The sequence below is a fragment of the Paenibacillus sp. FSL R7-277 genome, from assembly GCF_000517965.1.
GTDB lineage: Bacteria > Bacillota > Bacilli > Paenibacillales > Paenibacillaceae > Paenibacillus_AQ > Paenibacillus_AQ silagei.
This window is the reverse complement of sequence record NZ_ASPX01000010.1, coordinates 33072-49937: the sequence shown is the minus strand read 5'-3', so window position 1 is coordinate 49937 and position 16866 is coordinate 33072. Positions and strand designations below refer to the sequence as shown.

Below are 16866 nucleotides of genomic sequence, written 5' to 3'. Positions count from 1 at the left end.
CGATGTCTTGCTGTGAAATGATAGTTTCGTGAATATTACAGTAACACTGGATGACTGTTTTCCCCATTCGGTCATTCAAAGGCAAAAAAAAATGGGTCTATCCTGTTCAGTACGATCCAACTCAGCACCATCCGCCTCAGCCCATCAATTCCAATCAGGGAAAGCGCAGCTGTAGGAAACGCCATCCCTATACCGGACTTAACTTCTACTGTGACAGCCCCTCTGCCAAAAACAGATGAAAGTAATACTTGATCTGTTCTTTGGTCAACGGCACATGTACCTTGCTCAGCTCAGCAGTAAGCGCGATATATAACCTGAACATTACCACCGACACAATCTGGGGATCGCAGGGTTTGATTTCCCCTTGACGAATGGCCTGCTCCACCTCCCGTTCAAGATATTCAAGCACCACACTCTCGATCTTGTCGAGTCCTTCACCAGCCTGCGGCGTTCCGAAGTCCAGACTCTCCTGGGAGAGCTTGATGAATAGCTCGTGTTCGCTCCGAAATTCCAGCAGGGCATCCAGCACACGGTGCAGATTATCAAAAAATGGCTTATCGCGCCTAATCTCCCGCTCGGCGATCATTTTCATCTCGATGATGACATCCCGCAGGATTTCATCAAATAACTGTTCCTTGTTCGTAAAAAAGGTGTAAATCGTCCCTTTGCCGACATTGGCAATCTTGGCGACCTGGTCCATCGTTGTTGCCTTATATCCGAATAATGAAAAAGACTTCGTCGCCGCCTGCAGCACCTGCTGCCTTCGATCTACCACAGCCATTCATACACTCCCTTTCCTGAAGGATCGTCTGCCACTTCCGTTTTGACCATTTTACTGATCCGGTCACTCGGTCAAGACCAACTTTACCACTTTGCCTATGCCTTTGCAATACTTTTGCTAAATTTTTTTATTTTATTGCAGTGTTTTAACTTTCTATTTACGTCTTATTTGTATAATGTGAGAAAAGAAGCAAAATCCCTAGTATAATATTAGGAGAAGCATGTACGCGGTAACCGCAGACGGACTACTAATGAAGCTATCTAACAAACCTATCTATAATGGAAAGTTGCAGGTGAACTTATGCGAAAGAAAAGAGTACTGCTGTTTTCGGAAGGCTTCGGCACGGGCCATACAGGGGCAGCCTATGCTCTGGCTGAAGGAATACGACTGCTGAATCCCGATGTTCAGTGCCGGGTCTTCGAGCTCGGAAAATTCCTGAATCCTACGGTCGCTCCTTGGATTCTTTCCGCTTACCGCAAAACTGTCAGCAGCCAGCCGAAGCTGGTCGGCATGATGTATAAGACCCAATATCATAAATCACTGAACCGGTTGACCAAGCTGGCCCTTCACCGGATTTTTTATACCCATGCCTCTCAGGTCATTGAACAGCTGCGGCCGGATCTGATTATCTGCACGCATCCGATTCCCGCTGCGGTCATCTCCAGGCTGAAGCACCAGGGGCTTGATGTACCGTTCTATACGCTGATTACAGATTATGATGCCCACGGCAGCTGGGTGAATGCGGAAGCCAACCGATATCTGGTATCGACCTCAAGGGTCAAATCCATTCTTACGGGGCGCGGCGTCCCCTCCGAGCTGGTGACAGTGACCGGGATTCCCGTGCATCCGAAATTCTGGGAGTCCCAGGGCAAGACTAAGCTGCGCAAAGAGCTGGGGCTTGCCGACATCCCGACTGCGCTTATTATGGGCGGCGGCTGGGGCCTGATGTTCGGCAAGGATATTATGAACTCGCTCACCGCCCGGATCAATGAGATCCAGCTTATCTTCTGTATGGGCAGCAACGACAAGGCTATAGCCAAAATGCAGGCCAACCCCCTGTTGAACCATCCCAATGTAAGGATTCTCGGTTACAGCAGTGAGATCAACAAGCTGATGGATGCCTCAGATCTGCTGATCACGAAGCCTGGCGGAATGACCTGCACTGAAGGTCAGGCCAAAGGCATTCCGATGCTGTTCTATAACGCCATCCCCGGCCAGGAAGAGAAGAACAGCCAGTATTTCGTCGAGCTGGGGCTGGCCGAGATGCTGAATCCGGGCGTCGTGGACAAATGGTTCTCCATGCTGCTAAGCGAATATGCCGGATTCGGGGGACCGCAGAAGCGCAAGGCCTCTCCGGACCTCCAGCAGCCGCAGCACTGCGCCGCCACCATTCTTAAGATGCTTGGGAAGCCAGCTGCGGAAGCGGTCTTCTCCGAGGCGTGGAGCGCCCCTCCGCCCAAAGTACGGAGCGAAGAAGCCGTCTATGTCACACCTTAAGCCCTTATCCTGATTCCCTAACACAAAGAACCTCCAGCCCATAGATCCTGCGGGCTGGAGGTTTTTTGTATTACATATGGCCGTAACAGAATAGACGTATGGCGTCTGAAGTATAGCGAGTCTTTTATTTATAAAAGGTATGATTGCCGATGGTCTTGGCGAATGTCCGTGAATGATGCACGGTCAGATCCTGTGCCAGCGTCAGCGACAGGAAGAAATAGGTATCATCCGTAACCTCTTTGACCCCCATAAGCGCTGCATTCACAGCCTTAATACTGTCCGCATTTGGCTTCACGCGTTTAAGACGCCCGTTGGCCACAGGACTGAACTGCCTTTTCTGATAAATAACTTCTCTAATAGTGTCGGGATAATTGGCTGACCGCAGCCGGTTTAGAACAACGTTGGCAACTGCCACCTTGCCCTTGTACGGTTCGCCTTCTGCCTCTGCCATGACGATTTTTTGCAGCAGATGCAGGTCTTCTCCGGATACGGCGTAGCTCCAGGTAGCTTCAGCTTGCTGCTCCTTGGGTAGTAGCTTGGTCCGGGAGAAGAACAATGTTGCGGGGGGATGTTGCTGAGTTACAGCCTTGCTTGATTTCACACTCTTCGTCCCCGTTGCCGCGATCTTGGGCGCTTGCGCCACTGGCGGCGATGCTTTCACCACAGTTACCTTAGGCTTAGTCACAATGGAAGCCGGCTTGACAGCGTCCTTGCGCTGCAGCTTCTCGGGACTTAACCATCCTGCACTCACCGTGCGGGTCCAGGTATGAACCGGTTTGGCAGCTGTGGTGTAGAGCATGGGTGTAATGATTCCGGCTGAATGGCTTGTCCTGTGCAGGACCGATGCGGCTTGCGGAATAAGCTGCTCTACCGATTGATGGCTTGCAGACTTCAGCTTACCCATTTCTATTACATTCTCCCCGGTAGCAGCAGTTCCTTCGGGGTTCATCAAACTTATCGCTGAGAAAGACACTAGGATTACACCAACCAGCAGCGCAATATAGCGGCTCTGTTTGAAAATCAACATGTTTTACCTCCTATTTTACGGCACATTCCTATTGTATGTAACCGAAAATGGAAGCTTTGAAAACTTTCTTGTCGATTTTATATTCAGAAAAATGTAAATTTTTCAGTCATTTCATACATAGGAATGGCATGCATCCTGGTAGCATACACCACAAAACCCTCTACCGTCCAGCCTATGTCTGGAAGTAATTCGCCCGGGGGCTGATTCTTTATCCGTAAATTTTCCAGCTGCTCCAGCGTAAACGGATCTTCTCCTCGGTATTTGCGGGCTACTGTCAAATGGGGATTGTACGTTCGCATCTCTGGGGTATAGCCTAGGGGTAGGGTCGCTGAAACTACCTTTTGCTGCAGCTCCTTCAGCGGCTCCAATTCGCCGGAAATCCCGGCCCAGAGCACTCTTGGCGAGTCTGGAAGACCGAAGGTGCCCCATTCGCCGAGCTTCAGCTGAAAGCCTTTACTTGAACGCGCAACCTTCCGGAGTGCCTCATAGAGAGGTGGAATATTTTCCCTGGGGGTATCTCCAAGAAATTGAAGCGTAATATGGAAATCTTTGAAATGTGTCCATCTGGCAAATTTAAGTCCGGACGACACACGGGCAGACTCATTCTTCAGATATTCAAGCAGCGTATCAGGCAACGGCACCGCAACGAACAGACGCTCCACTTCTTGCTCCGGGTCCAAATGACTCATGCGAATTTCACCTTTCCAGACAGATTTGTTATGCTTATCTATACTTATCGTCTATTTCTCTACTGAAATGTAGAACAGGAGGGAACCATCATGACTAAATCCATCGTTTGTATGCAGCAGCTGTCCTCTGCTCAACAGGAGCTGATCCGCGCCGCTGCACCAGAGTACACCCTTACCCTTGGAGATTCCAGGAACCCTGATCTGGAGCTGCTCTCCGGCGCAGAGATTATTATCGGCTGGGGCAAAGGCATCCGGGACACCGTGCTGCGCCAGGGCTCGCCGCTTCGCTGGGTACAAGCCTGGTCCGCCGGAGTAGAGAAGCTTCCGCTGGAAGCCTTGAAGGAACGCGAAATTCAGCTGACGAACGCCAGCGGCGTGCATGCGGAACCGATTACTGCTGTCATCCTCAGCTTCATGCTAATGTTCACGCGGAATATGCACACAGCCATCCGTAACCAGCAGAACCGCCGCTGGCACTCGAACGGACAGGAGAGCGAGCTGACCGGCAAGACGATTGTTATCGCCGGAACCGGCGCCATCGGCAGCGAGACTGCCAGAATCGCCAAAGCCTTCCATATGAAGACGGTCGGAGTCAGCCGCTCCGGGCGACCGGTGGACGGCTTCGACCAGATCTTCACCACCGGGGAGCTGAAGGACTCCGTCCGCGAAGCAGACTTCGTAGTCAACACGCTGCCGCTCACCGACGAAACGCGCGGGCTGTTCGATGCTGAGGTCTTCTCCGCCTGCAAGCAGGGGGCCTACTATATTAATATTGGCCGCGGCGTCACCACGCATACGGAGGACCTGATCGCGGCACTGAACAGCGGCCAGCTGGCCGGTGCGGGCCTCGATGTCTTCGAGACCGAGCCGCTGCCGGAGGACCACCCGCTCTGGGGCATGGAGCAGGTCATCATCACCCCTCACTGTGCCGGGGTAACCGACCGCTATGCCGACCGGGTGGTCGACATCTTCGTGGAGAACATGAAGGCCTACCTGGAATCCGGCAAGCCTTCGCGCAATCTGGTGGATTATAGCCGCCAGTATTAGAGGGCTTGGGCGGCCGGGGAGACTGGTGCGCTGTGTCGCATACATGCCCAGCTCATTCAACTCTTTTAACTAATTTCAGCAATTCAGTTCATTCAGTGATTCACGAATTCACACATAATAAAGAGCCTCTGCTAAACTAAGCAGAGGCTCTTTATTTACTTCCATCCCTAAATAGATTGAACTTGAAATTCACCCATTAGGGAGCAGTGGCGGAAGAGAAGTTTGGAACTGTAGGAGCGTTAGCGTCCGCCTTTAGATTTGTATTTCTACTGCTTACAGCAGCTTAAATGAGGAAATACAAATCTAACAGCGGCCGGAAGTCCAAACATTCTCTGCAGTCACGGCGTATCCCTAATCTCCGAAATTTCGCTGCTTCAATCTATCCCCCTCACACCTTAAAGCGGGTCACCGACTCCCGGAGCTCCGCAAGCAGCAGCTTCAGCTCCGAGATGCCGTTAGCCACAGCGGTGGTTGAGCTGAGCTGCTCATGCGCAGAAGCAGAGGTCTCTTCGACGCCTGCCGCCGATTGTTGGGAGAGTGCCGAGATATGCTGGCTGAACTCGTTCATGGTCTCGCTGGCACCGGTCATTTGCTGCAGATCCTGGCTCATCTCGTCGATAGTCACCGCCATCATGCGGACCGAGCCGTTGATCTCAGCCAGCGCATCACCGGTCTCGACAATCTGCCGGCTGCCTTGCTCCGTCTTGGCTACCCCTCCGCGCAGCTGCTCTACCATGGTTCTGGAGTCGAGCTGGATGCCCTGTGTAATCTCTGTAATCTCCGAGACCGTCTGTTGCACATCCTCTGACAGCTTCCGCACCTCCTGTGCGACAACAGCGAAGCCGCGTCCGCTGTCACCGGCCCGTGCGGCTTCAATAGCGGCATTGATCGCCAGCAGATGAGTCTGCTCCGAGATGCTCCGGATGGAGCCTACCAGATGGAAGATACCTTCATTCTTGCGGTTCAGCTCTTCTACGGTGTCCATAGACTGCGAGACCGTATCGGCAATCTCGTTCATCTGCGCCACGGAGCTTTCCATGAGCGCCCGGCCTTTTTCACCCTTTTGCCGTACCTGCTCTGAATGATTGGAGAGATCCGTACCTCTGGCGGCAAAATTCTCAATTAACGTATTCAGCTCCTCCACCGCCTTGGAGGCATCTACCGCTGCTTCGGCCTGGCTTCCGGACGCTGTGGCCAGCTCTTCCATCGTCAGCGCAATCTGGCTGCTGCCTTCCTTGGTTTCAGCAATTGTATGCATCAGCTCATCACCCTGCTCCGTAATGACCCTGGATACATTTCTGATCCGGCTGACCATTTCGAGCAGCGTGCGGTTCGTTTCATTCACAGTCTTGGCCAGCAGGCCAATCTCGTCCTTGTTGCGGATCAGCGTCTCTTCCGCCGTCAGATCCCCGCTCGAGATCTGCTGCAGCTGCGCCGTTACTTTCTTCAGCGGATTGATGATCGTTCTGCGGACGAACATGTTCACCACACCGATAACGATCAGGACAATCAGCACAGTCGCAATATTCATTCTCCCGGCGGTATTGAAAATACTCGCAGAAGTTTTGCCCTCGTCCTCAGCATCCTTCTGGCTGTGCGCCACCAGCGCATCCAGATCTACCTGCATGGAATTAAAAGCGTCAATCCCCTTCCGCGATACCTCCAGGGCCAATTTCTCGTCATTGGAGCTGCTGAGCAAGATCGCCTGATTGTTGACAGTCAGGAACTCGCCCCATTTTCCGACGAGCGATTGTAATTGCTTCAGCTCCTGCTCTCCTTTCAGATTGGCTTTATATTCCTTAAAAGTATCCGCTACTTTGCCGATGAATTTGGACCGTTCTTCCGCAAGCGCGTTTTTGTCCGCGTTATCAGTGCTCAGGATATGCTGCAAGCTAAGAGCCATAACATGCTCTGTAAGGTAATTGACATTGTGAATTTTGTTCAGCTCGGGAATGATATTTTTAATGATGTTCCCGGTGTTCTTCTGCATATTGTTCATTTGATAGAGCGAAACCACGCCGCTGATGATAACGAATACAGCCAGAGCCGCATAACCGTAGGCTATCTTGGAGCCGATGCTTTTTCTGCCCCGGAACAGACTTGCCTGCTGCTCCTTGTCTGCTCCCTTCCTCCCTTTTCCTAACAGATCCTTCAGTCGCTGACCTATACCCACACCTGTGTGCCCCCTTGATAATATCTGGATGTTTACACCATTTTCCATCTGATTTCATTTATTTTCATAAAAAAAGCAAAAAAAAATAGGTTACATTTACTATGTCGGCAACAGTCGGTTAAAAATTTACATGTTTCTCTCGATGTAAGGTTTTACCTGCCAGCCCAAACGGCGGACAGGTAAAGGCTCTACATATATAGGTATAATCCAGTATAGGTCTAATCCAGATCGTATATCGAACCGACCTTCAGCCCGTACAGCTCATTGTAGATTTTCTCGGCAAAGGCATCGGTCATTCCGGCGATATAATCGGTCACCATATGCTCCCAGGTCCAGATCGGCTTGGCCGACTTCTGATCCTTCTCGAACCGCTGCAACCAGTCCGAAGGGATAATGCTCCGGGAGGTCTCGGGATCAAGGAACGCCTCCCACAGCCGCCGCAGTATCCACTCGCTCCGTTTCTGCAGACGCTGCACGCGCAAATCGCGGATCATCGTTACCCAGGCGAAGCTTTTGAGCACACTGACGGTCCGCAGCATGTCCTCATCCTCCTTGCCTTCCTTAATGAAGGTAACCTTCTTCCAGTCCCCGTCCCCGATCACGCCGAGGCTGGCGACAAAGGTGCTGACCCAATAGGCCTTGACTTCACGGCGGGTGCGGGAATAGTCATTCTCACAGGTAGGCATCTTCTCCTTCCAGACCCTAAGGAATGAACTCAGCACCTCCTCCACCTTGAAGCGGATCGCCGACTTGTTCCAGCCGGACCAGAAGGCATCCTCAAGCGTAGTGATCTTCTCCACAATCAGCCGCTGGATATAGTCGTCATGCAGGAAATGCTCATGTACCTCAATCTTGCCGGCCTTGATGCCGTCCTCCAGATCATGCGCCGAATAAGCAATATCGTCACACAGGTCCATCAGCTGCGCTTCCAGCGTCTTTTTGCCTGCCGGAATTCCCCACTGGGTGCGGATCTCGTGGATATACTCCCATTCGTGCAGATACATCCCCTTCTTCAGCACCGTCCCGGGAAAAGGATATTTGTTAATGCCCAGCAGCACCGCATCCGAGAGGTTCAGACCGTCGATATTCTCGCGCTTCTCCAGGAACATAATCAGGCGGAAGTTGTGGGCGTTGCCTTCAAAATGCTCATATTTGCGCTTCATGCTCTCATGAATCGTCTGCTGCTGAACCGGACCTGCGCCTGACTTGGCCACTGCCTCCACCGTCTTGCGGGTAACCAGCTTCTCCAGCAGGTTGTCCAGCACCTCTTCTCCCTTATGCCCAAATGGGGGATGTCCGAAGTCATGGGCGATTGCCGCACATTCCACTACCTCGGGATCAATGACCAGGCCCGGATTCTCCGCGGCTCCTGTCTCTACTTCCGGGTAAGAACGCAGCAGACTCTTGGCCGCTTCACGGGCAATCTGCGCCACCTCCAGCGAGTGGGTCAGGCGCGTCCGGTAGTAATCCCCGGTTCCGGCCCCGAACACCTGCGATTTGCCCTGCAGCCGCCGGAAGGTCGGCGAATGGATCAGACGCGAATAGTCGCGTTCATATGCGGCTCTGGAGGTCTCCAGCTTCGTGATTTCGGGATATTGTCTATGCTCTCTTTGTTCAATCAGTGTCATCTCCGCCGCCCCTATTCCTTGATCTGTATTTAGTAACTTATTATAAGTCATTTCTGCCGGAACTTTCACTCTAAAATGCAAATCGCCCTGCGGGCTGCTATAAATGCATAGCAACCAAGGGGGATAGAGCATTCTAAGACTTAAGCAGCAAGAACCGCTTATAAAAACAAGTGTGGAGTGAATTTGAGAGCCATGAGAACAGCCACCCGATTGACCGCCGCAGTTCTTGCCGCACTGGCGCTGATGCACAGCCCTTCCGATCTGGCCCTGGGCAGTCCGAACAAGGCAAAAAACCGCTACTACTATGAGGAGCGCGGCGATATGATCTGGGAAGTGCGCACCAGCCAGAAGGTGATTGCGCTGACCTTCGATGACGGCCCGGACCCCCTGGAGACGGACGGCATTCTGGAGGTGCTGCATGAGTATCAAGCGAAATGCACATTTTTTGCGATTGGCAAGCGGATCGCCGCTTATCCCGATGTCGCCAGACGCGTGATTAATGAAGGACATGAGCTGGCGAACCATACCTATAATCATGTCTATTTCAAAAGGCCGATCTCCGGGGAGCAGATTCAGGAGGAGCTTGCGCTGACGGAGAAGGAAATTATGAAGATATCCGGCAGACACAGCAGCCTGTTCAGACCGCCGGGCGGCATGTATGACGAGACGCTGATCGATGTGTCCAACAGCAAGGGCCTTAAGCCCGTTCTGTGGTCCTGGCATCAGGACACCCGCGACTGGAACCGCCCCGGCGTCTGGAACATCTCCAGCCGGGTGATCCGCAATGCCAAGAGCGGCGATATTGTCCTGTTCCACGACCATGTCCACGGGCCGTCGCAGACGAAGGAAGCATTGAAAATCATTCTGCCAGAGCTGAAAAAGCAGGGCTTCCGGTTCGTGACCGTCTCGGAGCTGATTCAGCTATCCGATGTGCAGCAGGCGAAGACAGACCGGCATATGACCTATTAGGGGGCTTGCCCGGATTGCACAGGTTCACAAAATAAGGTAGTCTTGAGCATAATAAGGCTATCCTAATATGGCTATTTGTGAATCTGCCGATGTCCATCCCCCAGGAGGGTACAATACATGACCGAGAATACTTCCTATACAACCGAGGAAATCGCCCGGCTGCTCAAAATCTCCAAGCTCAAGGTCTATGATCTCATTAAAAAGGGCGAGCTGCCCTCTTACCGTGTCGGCAAGCAGATGCGGGTTGACCTCTCTGATCTGGAGAGGTACAAGCAGAATTCCCGCAACAGCGGGGCCTATGCGAATCCGCTGCCCGGAGGCGGGCTGACCGAAGCTGCACTGCCGCAGGCCCAGCCAGCGCAGCAGACGGGCCCCCCGTTCGCCGCTCCTTACCAGGCCTTCGCCTCCCCGCCGCCACACAGCATGAAGAGCAGCGGTGTACATGTAGTCATTACCGGGCAGGATATGTCCCTTGATATTCTGGCGACCCATCTGGAGCGGGCCCTGCCCTCCACCCGCCCGCTCCGTTCCTATGCGGGCAGTCTGGACAGCCTTATCGCCATGTATCAGGGCGAATCAGATATTGTAAGTACCCATCTGCTGGATGGCGACAGCGGCGAGTATAACCTGCCCTATATCCGTAAGCTGCTCGTAGGCTTCACCTATATTGTAGTGCATCTGCTAACACGCAGCGCAGGCTTCTATGTGCAAAAGGGCAATCCGCTAGGCATCCGCAGTTGGGGGGATCTCCGGCAGGACGGGCTAACGCTGATTAACCGTGAGCGCGGCTCCGGCGCCCGGGTGCTGCTGGATGAACAGCTGCGCCTGCATGGAATTCCGTCCTCCCGCTTGAACGGATACATTAATGAAGAGAACAGCCATCTGGCAGTAGCCAGCCTGGTGGCAAGAGGCGGGGCGGATGTGGGCATCGGCACTGAGAAAGCCGCCAGAATCATTGACGGCATCGACTTCATTCCGCTGATCCGGGAGCGCTACGATCTGGTCATGGTGAAGAAGCCGGAGAATGAAGCCTGGATTAACGCCATTCTGGATATTCTGCGCTCGGAGGCCTTCCGCAGTGAGCTAAGCTCGATTCACAGCTATGATCTGAGCGAGACGGGCAATATTATTTACGAGACTTGAGACCAATAGAAACCAGCCCAAGGGATGTCCGGTTGCGAGCCTTGCCATCCGGTAGTCTCTTGGGCTGCTATCTTGCTGCCGAATCTAGCAGTTGCTATTTTCCCGGCCGAACGAGGAGGAACGCATGTTATCCACAATACCGCAGGCAGCGTTCAGGCTGGAGCGCTTGTTTTTTTCAAGCGTACACAGCTATTACGGAAGATTGGCAGAAGGGGAAGCTTTGCCCCGAAGGACCCTTCACCACCATGCCTTGTGTTATGTCACAGAAGGTAAAGGACAGATTATCCTAAATGGGGGGCTGCTTTCGGCGAATAAAGGAGACTTCTTTTTGTTGTTGCCCGAAACTTCAGTGGAAGGCAAAGCGCTGACGGCAGAACCGCTACGTTATATGATCGTTTTCTTCTCCTGTATACAGCTTCGTAAAGATCAAATGCACCAGGAGCTCCATCCTCCGGAATTTCCAACTAGCGGGAAGCTTGAAGCTTCCGGCCATCCACAGGCTGCAGAGATCACCCGGCAAATGACCGCCTCTCACCGCACCCGTAACCCGGAGGATATCATGCACGCCAAGTATCGGCTGCAGCGGCTGCTCGCATTACTGCTTCAACCAAGTAAGCGTATTGATCAGGACAAGGCTGTAGGGATGGATATTGTGCTTGCCCACATGAAGAACAACTACAACCAAGAGCTTAAAGTTGGGCAACTGGCTCTAATGGCAGGGCTGAGCACCAATCATTTCATCAGAGCGTTCAAGCAGCTTACAGAAAAGACACCTATGGCCTATTTGCTGGAAGAACGGATAAAAAGAGCTAAGCAGCTGCTCTTCTCTTCCGAACGGGTCAAGCAGATTGCCAAGGAAGTGGGCTATAAGGACGAGCATTATTTCAGCCGGGTGTTCAAAAAATCGGAAGGCGTGGCACCGGCCAGCTACCTCAAAAACAATCATATCCGTATTGCTGTTCTCTACTATGGTCTGGATGATTACCTGATGACACTTGGACTGACGCCGGTGGCTGCACTGTCTTACCGGGAACGGGTGTCAAGAAATTACAGCCTCCCCCACCCGGGTGTGCTGGAGCAGGAAATTGTCCGCATGAACGGTTCCCGGTTGAATTATGAAGAGCTGGCACGGGTGAAGCCTGATCTGATTATTGGGAGCGACCGCCTGTTACCAGGCGAGTTGCTAGAGTCCATCGCACCCACGGTTGTTCTTAAGCACACCGATAATGTGGAGCAGCAGTTGTCCCGATTGTCCCGTATTCTGGGCAGAGAGCAGCAGGCTGACGACTGGATGAACCGCTACGCAGAGCAGAAGCACCTCCTTAGATCACAGCTGGAGGCACAGGAGGTGCGGCCTACAGTTTCTTTTATCAGAGTCAGCTCTGAATTCTACCGCCTGTACGGTGCCTCCAATCAGACAGGAACTCTCCTATACCAAGATCTTGGACTACGCCCGCCCCCCTCAACCCGTGAGCAGACGGGAGCAGTGGATTTTGAGATTCATGAGCTTCCCCGGTATAACCCGGGAACCATCTTTTTAGCTGCGGACCCTACCCTGGAATCGAGACAACGGCTGGAAGCACTGCTCTCGTCCAGAGAATGGTCTTCACTGGATGCAGTGAAGCAGTCCCGGGTATTCGATGCCGGAGACCTGTTGTTCAAAACACTTGGACCCTCAGGCAGAAAGTGGGCCATGTCGTATGTTGCATCCCGGATTGGCAGGCGGGACGATAGAATTATCCACGCCAACACAGGGTTATAATCCATTGAAAAGTATGTATCTTTCTCCTATCATAATGATAATGATTATTATTATCTATTGCACAAAGGAGACTAGAAATAAATGAAGCGATTGAAATCCCTCCAGATCATGCTCCTTGCCGTGCTGCTGCTGATACTGGCTGCGTGCAGCAATGGAGCAAGACAACCGGCTTCTGAAGAACCGCGTCCCTCCGCCTCCCAAACCAGCGATCAGGGGGCTGCGGAACCGGGCACACGCACGATTGCCCACCTTAAGGGAGAAGCTGTGATTCCGGCCAAAATCGAAAAAATCGTTGTTCTCTCGGCAGAGTACATAGATCATCTGTTGACTATCGGAGAGAAGCCCTCCGGTGTGAACACTGAGGTCCGGTACGGAGGAGACTATCTTCCCTATCTGGCTGACAAGCTGCAGGGGGTACAAACCGTAGGTTCGGCGGATAATCCCAACCTTGAGGCCATTACCTTGCTTGATCCGGATGTAATTCTTATTGAGAGCCGGACGGCCGAGAATAAGTATGAGCAACTGAACAAAATCGCCCCTACCATCGTTCTTGGAAATGAATGGCTTGATTATGGCGACGATACTTCCTTTTGGACCAAGGATCTGCTAACCATTGCGGAGATGTACGACAAGACGGACCTGGCGAAGGAAAAAATTGCTGAACTGGAACAGAAAACGGTCCAGGCCAGCGAGAAAATCAAAGTGCTGGAGAACAAAAAACTCGCCTACCTCCGTGTACGGGAGAAGACACTCCAAGTGTACGCACAGCAAGGTCATCCAACCAATGCACTCCTTTACCAGGATCTCGGATTTGAACCCGCCGCACTTACGCCGTCAGAGCAGAGAGAGGATTTATCTTTGGAGAAAACGCCGGAGCTGGGAGCAGATTTCATCGTCCTTGAGATGGACCCGAATGCCCGCGATTTCCTGGACAACATGCAGAAGAGCGCACTCTGGAAGAACATCCCTGCCGTACAGGGAGGAAAGGTTCATGAGACCGATTCCTTCTGGCTTTTCAAGGGCTGGGGGGTTATCGGCCGGGGCGAGATTATTGATGAAATAATGGCATGGATGGAGCCATGAGCAGCGCTGAACCTTTTGGGAGCCAGTGGATACAAGGTTTTATGCAGCAGCATTTTGCCTTGACGGTCACGGAGAACCGGAGTAATTCTTTTCCGTTCAGTACAGAAGATCTATTGGACGAAGCGAAGCTTCCGCTAATTATCGGGCAGCAATCACTCCAGCTTGGGCAGCCTCCGGGAATTGTAGTAGGAACTTTGTTTGCCAAAAGGTACTCGGTGTTGATTATGGGACTGGCCGCCTCCATCACTCTCTTCGATACCCCGCTCTCCCTGCTGCCCGGCGCTTTACGGTTCAGGCTAACGGATGCAGGAATGATGCAGTATGAAGCGGAGACCGCAGCCACGGACAGATGGTTTGATAACTCTTCGGAAGTCCGCCAAGCCTGCCTTTCCAAATATCTGGAACACCTGCTGAAACATTTGCGGCAGGTGTTCGCAGCGGTATCAAGTTATACGGGAGCCAAGGAACGAGTCATGTGGTCGTTGGTTTCGCATAATTTGCATAACCTGTATGGAAGGCTGCGCACGGACAGGGGCCTCTGGGACTCTGAGGATCGGGGCCGGATCATCGGCCAGGATTATAATACCCTGCTTCAGCCGGAGAAGCCGGATGAATTATCCATGCGGTTCCGCAAGGTTGAGCATCCGAAGCTGCGCGGCCGCTCATTATATCTGCGCAGGCATTGCTGTCTGGCCTACCGGATCAGGATTGGGCCTGATGCCGGAGAGTATTGCAGCACTTGCCCCAAGCTATCACCGGAAGACAGATGGAATATATTAGACAACTAAGCAACGCCCATCCCCGGTTCAGGATGGGCGTTGCTTAGTTCTGTTCTGCTATCCTCTAGGACCACTAATAACAATAACATCCCGGTTATAGCTGCCTCCGGCAAACGCGATGCCTTCCGGCTCTGTCTTGCGGGGCAGCAGCGCTTCGGAGATTATATTGCCGGTATGGTCGAGGTAGCTGGTGACATCGACACTCTTATGATAGAGGCAGATGTCATCCACCCGGTCTTCCATGACGATACGCAGCGAGGTGGCCTCCTGTACGGAGAGTAGTTCCCCATGCTGCCGTACCGGCAGCCGTTCTACACTCACCTGCGGCTTCGCTGTTCCGAACGGAACGGCCAGGGTAACGATGGCTGCGCTCCCCGTCAAGGTAAGGGAACGCTTCATTACAGGATTCCCGCTGTAGTGCCCCTGCTTGAAGATCAGGCCCTGCTCCAGCGTCAGCCGGTCCTCCGCCAGCCCGGAGGGCAGCGGCTTCAGCAGCAGATTGGCCCCCTCAAGCTGCGAGACCACTTCCCCGCTGAGAGAATCGTAGGTTACTGCACCCGGCGGCAGGTGGAAATACTGCTCATAGCGGTGCTGCCCTTCTGCTTGGAACAGGTCCACGATCAGCCAATAGCTGTTCTTGACGAACAGCACCTTACGGGAGTGAACCACCGGATCTTCGTACCGGGTATATCCGTACTGGCTTGCAAAAGCATAATCATAGACTTCACTAAATTGCGTGTCCCAGATTCTGCAGCTCGCCGTAGGCGGCGTATTCCAGTGGAAGCTGCGGACATGCTGGTCCTGACCGTCGACAACTACAGTGTTATGGGCACGGGTCGAGACTGTATATTTACGTTCTTTGTTCCACTCGAACAAGCCCATACCTGAATCCGCCAGCAGTTCGCGTCCTCCGGCGTAAAGCACCAGGCTGAGCGCATCGGAATGCGCATGCCCGCCGATCCCGACACCTGCCCGCATCGCCATGTACATATCGTCAGGACTCCAGCCCTGGCGCGAGGTTACATAACCGCCTGCCGGGAAGCAGGCCGCCGTCTCCGCAGGCTCTGCAGCCTTCAGCTGAGCATACTCCGCCGCAGCCTCCGGCCCGATTCTCCACAGCAGGGAGAACGGCAGCCGCTCATGACCCAATGCCTTGAAGTCCCCCCGCTGGTACAGGTAAGCGCCCAGGCTCATGACATTACGCAGCTCGCTGAGCACCTGAACATCGGTATCGCCGAACTTGACCAGCTGCCCGTCCGGTGCCAGCAGATGCATCGTGACGACATACATCTTCTCCAGCGTCTCCCGGTATTCTCCGGCATCGATGCCGAGCTTCTGGTACAGAACCACCAGTTCATACAGCTCGCGCATGACGATCAGGTGGTAATTCGGGCTGCCCTCGAACTGTACCCCGTCGGCGTAGACGTTCTCAAGGATGTATCCCGGCAGCTTACGCCCGGCGTATTCCAGCCACTCGGCGGAATCCTTCAGCTCAGGCAGAAGCAGCGCCGTCTGAGTCAGCCCCCGGAGCTGCATGCAGACATGATTGCCGCCGCTCGCATGGTATTTGCGCACATATTCGCCGTGCTGCTGGAAGGACTGAATCAGCTTCAGCTTCACCTCAGGCTCGAAGGCCGGAGAGCCGAAGAAGGTAATGAAGGCTTCCGGCAGCATGAACATCCGCACACCGGCCGAGAGGGGGTCCCAGCTACAATGCTCCGCCCGGAACGTACCATCCACCGGCATATGGTTATCGTCAATGAAATGACTGATCATATCATTGAAGCATTTGGCGTATTTATCATCCCCGGTCAGCGCGTAGGCTCTGGACAGACGCTTCACATAGACGAACCGGGTCAGATGCAGCTGATACTGCGAGCTGTCGAACAACCAGCTGTTCCAGTCGTAGCTTCCGTTCCGGAAGAGCACTCTCTTCCCTTTGAACAGGGGGATATCTCCCTCCACAATCCGGTCCGCCTCGGCAATATCCTGCTGCGCCTCCTCCTCTCCGCTGTAATGGCTGGCGGCGTACGCCTTCAGCTTAGGAACATCCTTCACATCAAAGTAGTATCTCCCGTTGTTACCTGCTGCAATGACTTCTAAATAAGCATCCCTTGCACCGGGGACATCGCCTATGTCCAGCTTAGCCGCTACTCCGGCAAGTTCCGGTCTGGTCAAGTCCAGCATTGTGCTTAAGAACTCCCCGGCAGCCGGCTGCGGCTTCGTATATGCGGGATTGTGCCGCAGATCTTTATACCCCATAGTCAATTCTATCATCACCTTTATAT

General features: G+C 53.2%; 13 protein-coding genes. 7 read left to right on the top strand and 6 right to left on the bottom strand.

Going from position 1 to position 16866, the window contains the following annotated elements; all coding sequences use genetic code 11:
- Positions 1 to 205 precede the first annotated feature (205 nt).
- Positions 206 to 781: a TetR/AcrR family transcriptional regulator gene (locus C173_RS05615; RefSeq protein ID WP_036723160.1), complete on the bottom strand. Its 576-nt coding sequence runs from the start codon at positions 779 to 781 to the stop codon at positions 206 to 208.
- Positions 782 to 1081: 300 nt separating this feature from the next.
- On the opposite strand from C173_RS05615, the gene C173_RS05610 reads away from it, so the two are divergent.
- On the top strand, positions 1082 to 2278 hold the full coding sequence (locus C173_RS05610) for a UDP-N-acetylglucosamine--LPS N-acetylglucosamine transferase (protein ID WP_036723158.1): 1197 nt from the start codon (positions 1082 to 1084) through the stop codon (positions 2276 to 2278).
- A gap of 124 nt (positions 2279 to 2402) precedes the next feature.
- Here the strand turns inward: C173_RS05610 and C173_RS05605 are convergent, their stop codons facing one another.
- Positions 2403 to 3305 carry a cell wall hydrolase gene (locus tag C173_RS05605; RefSeq protein ID WP_036723157.1) on the bottom strand — a complete coding sequence of 301 codons (903 nt, stop codon included), beginning with the start codon at positions 3303 to 3305 and terminating at the stop codon, positions 2403 to 2405.
- Positions 3306 to 3388: 83 nt separating this feature from the next.
- Positions 3389 to 3994 (bottom strand): RNA 2',3'-cyclic phosphodiesterase, encoded by a 606-nt coding sequence (gene thpR / locus C173_RS05600; RefSeq protein WP_036723156.1) that lies wholly within the window; start codon positions 3992 to 3994, stop codon positions 3389 to 3391.
- Positions 3995 to 4084: 90 nt separating this feature from the next.
- Between thpR and C173_RS05595 the strand changes: the two genes are divergently transcribed.
- Positions 4085 to 5041 (top strand): D-2-hydroxyacid dehydrogenase, encoded by a 957-nt coding sequence (locus C173_RS05595; protein WP_036723155.1) that lies wholly within the window; start codon positions 4085 to 4087, stop codon positions 5039 to 5041.
- A 388-nt stretch (positions 5042 to 5429) separates the two neighbouring features.
- Here C173_RS05595 and C173_RS05590 read toward each other — a convergent pair whose 3' ends face one another.
- The gene (locus C173_RS05590) at positions 5430 to 7214 is read right to left on the bottom strand and encodes a methyl-accepting chemotaxis protein (RefSeq protein WP_036723154.1); all 1785 of its coding nucleotides are present in this window, start codon (positions 7212 to 7214) and stop codon (positions 5430 to 5432) included.
- Positions 7215 to 7432: 218 nt separating this feature from the next.
- Entirely contained in the window at positions 7433 to 8842 is a 1410-nt protein-coding gene (locus tag C173_RS05585; RefSeq protein ID WP_036723152.1) for a deoxyguanosinetriphosphate triphosphohydrolase family protein, read from the bottom strand.
- Positions 8843 to 9034: 192 nt separating this feature from the next.
- Here C173_RS05585 and C173_RS05580 point away from each other — a divergent pair, with 192 nt between their 5' ends.
- The 5 genes from C173_RS05580 to C173_RS05560 all read left to right on the top strand — a co-directional run bounded on the left by C173_RS05580 (position 9035) and on the right by C173_RS05560 (position 14587).
- Positions 9035 to 9811 carry a polysaccharide deacetylase family protein gene (locus C173_RS05580; protein ID WP_036723151.1) on the top strand — a complete coding sequence of 259 codons (777 nt, stop codon included), beginning with the start codon at positions 9035 to 9037 and terminating at the stop codon, positions 9809 to 9811.
- Positions 9812 to 9928: 117 nt separating this feature from the next.
- Positions 9929 to 10954: a substrate-binding domain-containing protein gene (locus C173_RS05575; protein ID WP_036723150.1), complete on the top strand. Its 1026-nt coding sequence runs from the start codon at positions 9929 to 9931 to the stop codon at positions 10952 to 10954.
- A 124-nt stretch (positions 10955 to 11078) separates the two neighbouring features.
- Positions 11079 to 12716 (top strand): AraC family transcriptional regulator, encoded by a 1638-nt coding sequence (locus C173_RS05570; RefSeq protein ID WP_081751029.1) that lies wholly within the window; start codon positions 11079 to 11081, stop codon positions 12714 to 12716.
- Between the two features lie 81 nt (positions 12717 to 12797).
- On the top strand, positions 12798 to 13799 hold the full coding sequence (locus C173_RS05565; protein ID WP_036723147.1) for an ABC transporter substrate-binding protein: 1002 nt from the start codon (positions 12798 to 12800) through the stop codon (positions 13797 to 13799).
- Positions 13796 to 14587 carry a (2Fe-2S)-binding protein gene (locus tag C173_RS05560; protein ID WP_162174669.1) on the top strand — a complete coding sequence of 264 codons (792 nt, stop codon included), beginning with the start codon at positions 13796 to 13798 and terminating at the stop codon, positions 14585 to 14587. The genes C173_RS05565 and C173_RS05560 overlap by 4 nt, the downstream gene beginning before the upstream one ends.
- 48 nt (positions 14588 to 14635) lie before the next feature.
- Here the strand turns inward: C173_RS05560 and C173_RS05555 are convergent, their stop codons facing one another.
- Positions 14636 to 16840, bottom strand: a complete 2205-nt coding sequence (locus tag C173_RS05555; RefSeq protein ID WP_036723145.1) for an alginate lyase family protein — start codon at positions 16838 to 16840, stop codon at positions 14636 to 14638.
- Positions 16841 to 16866 lie beyond the last annotated feature (26 nt).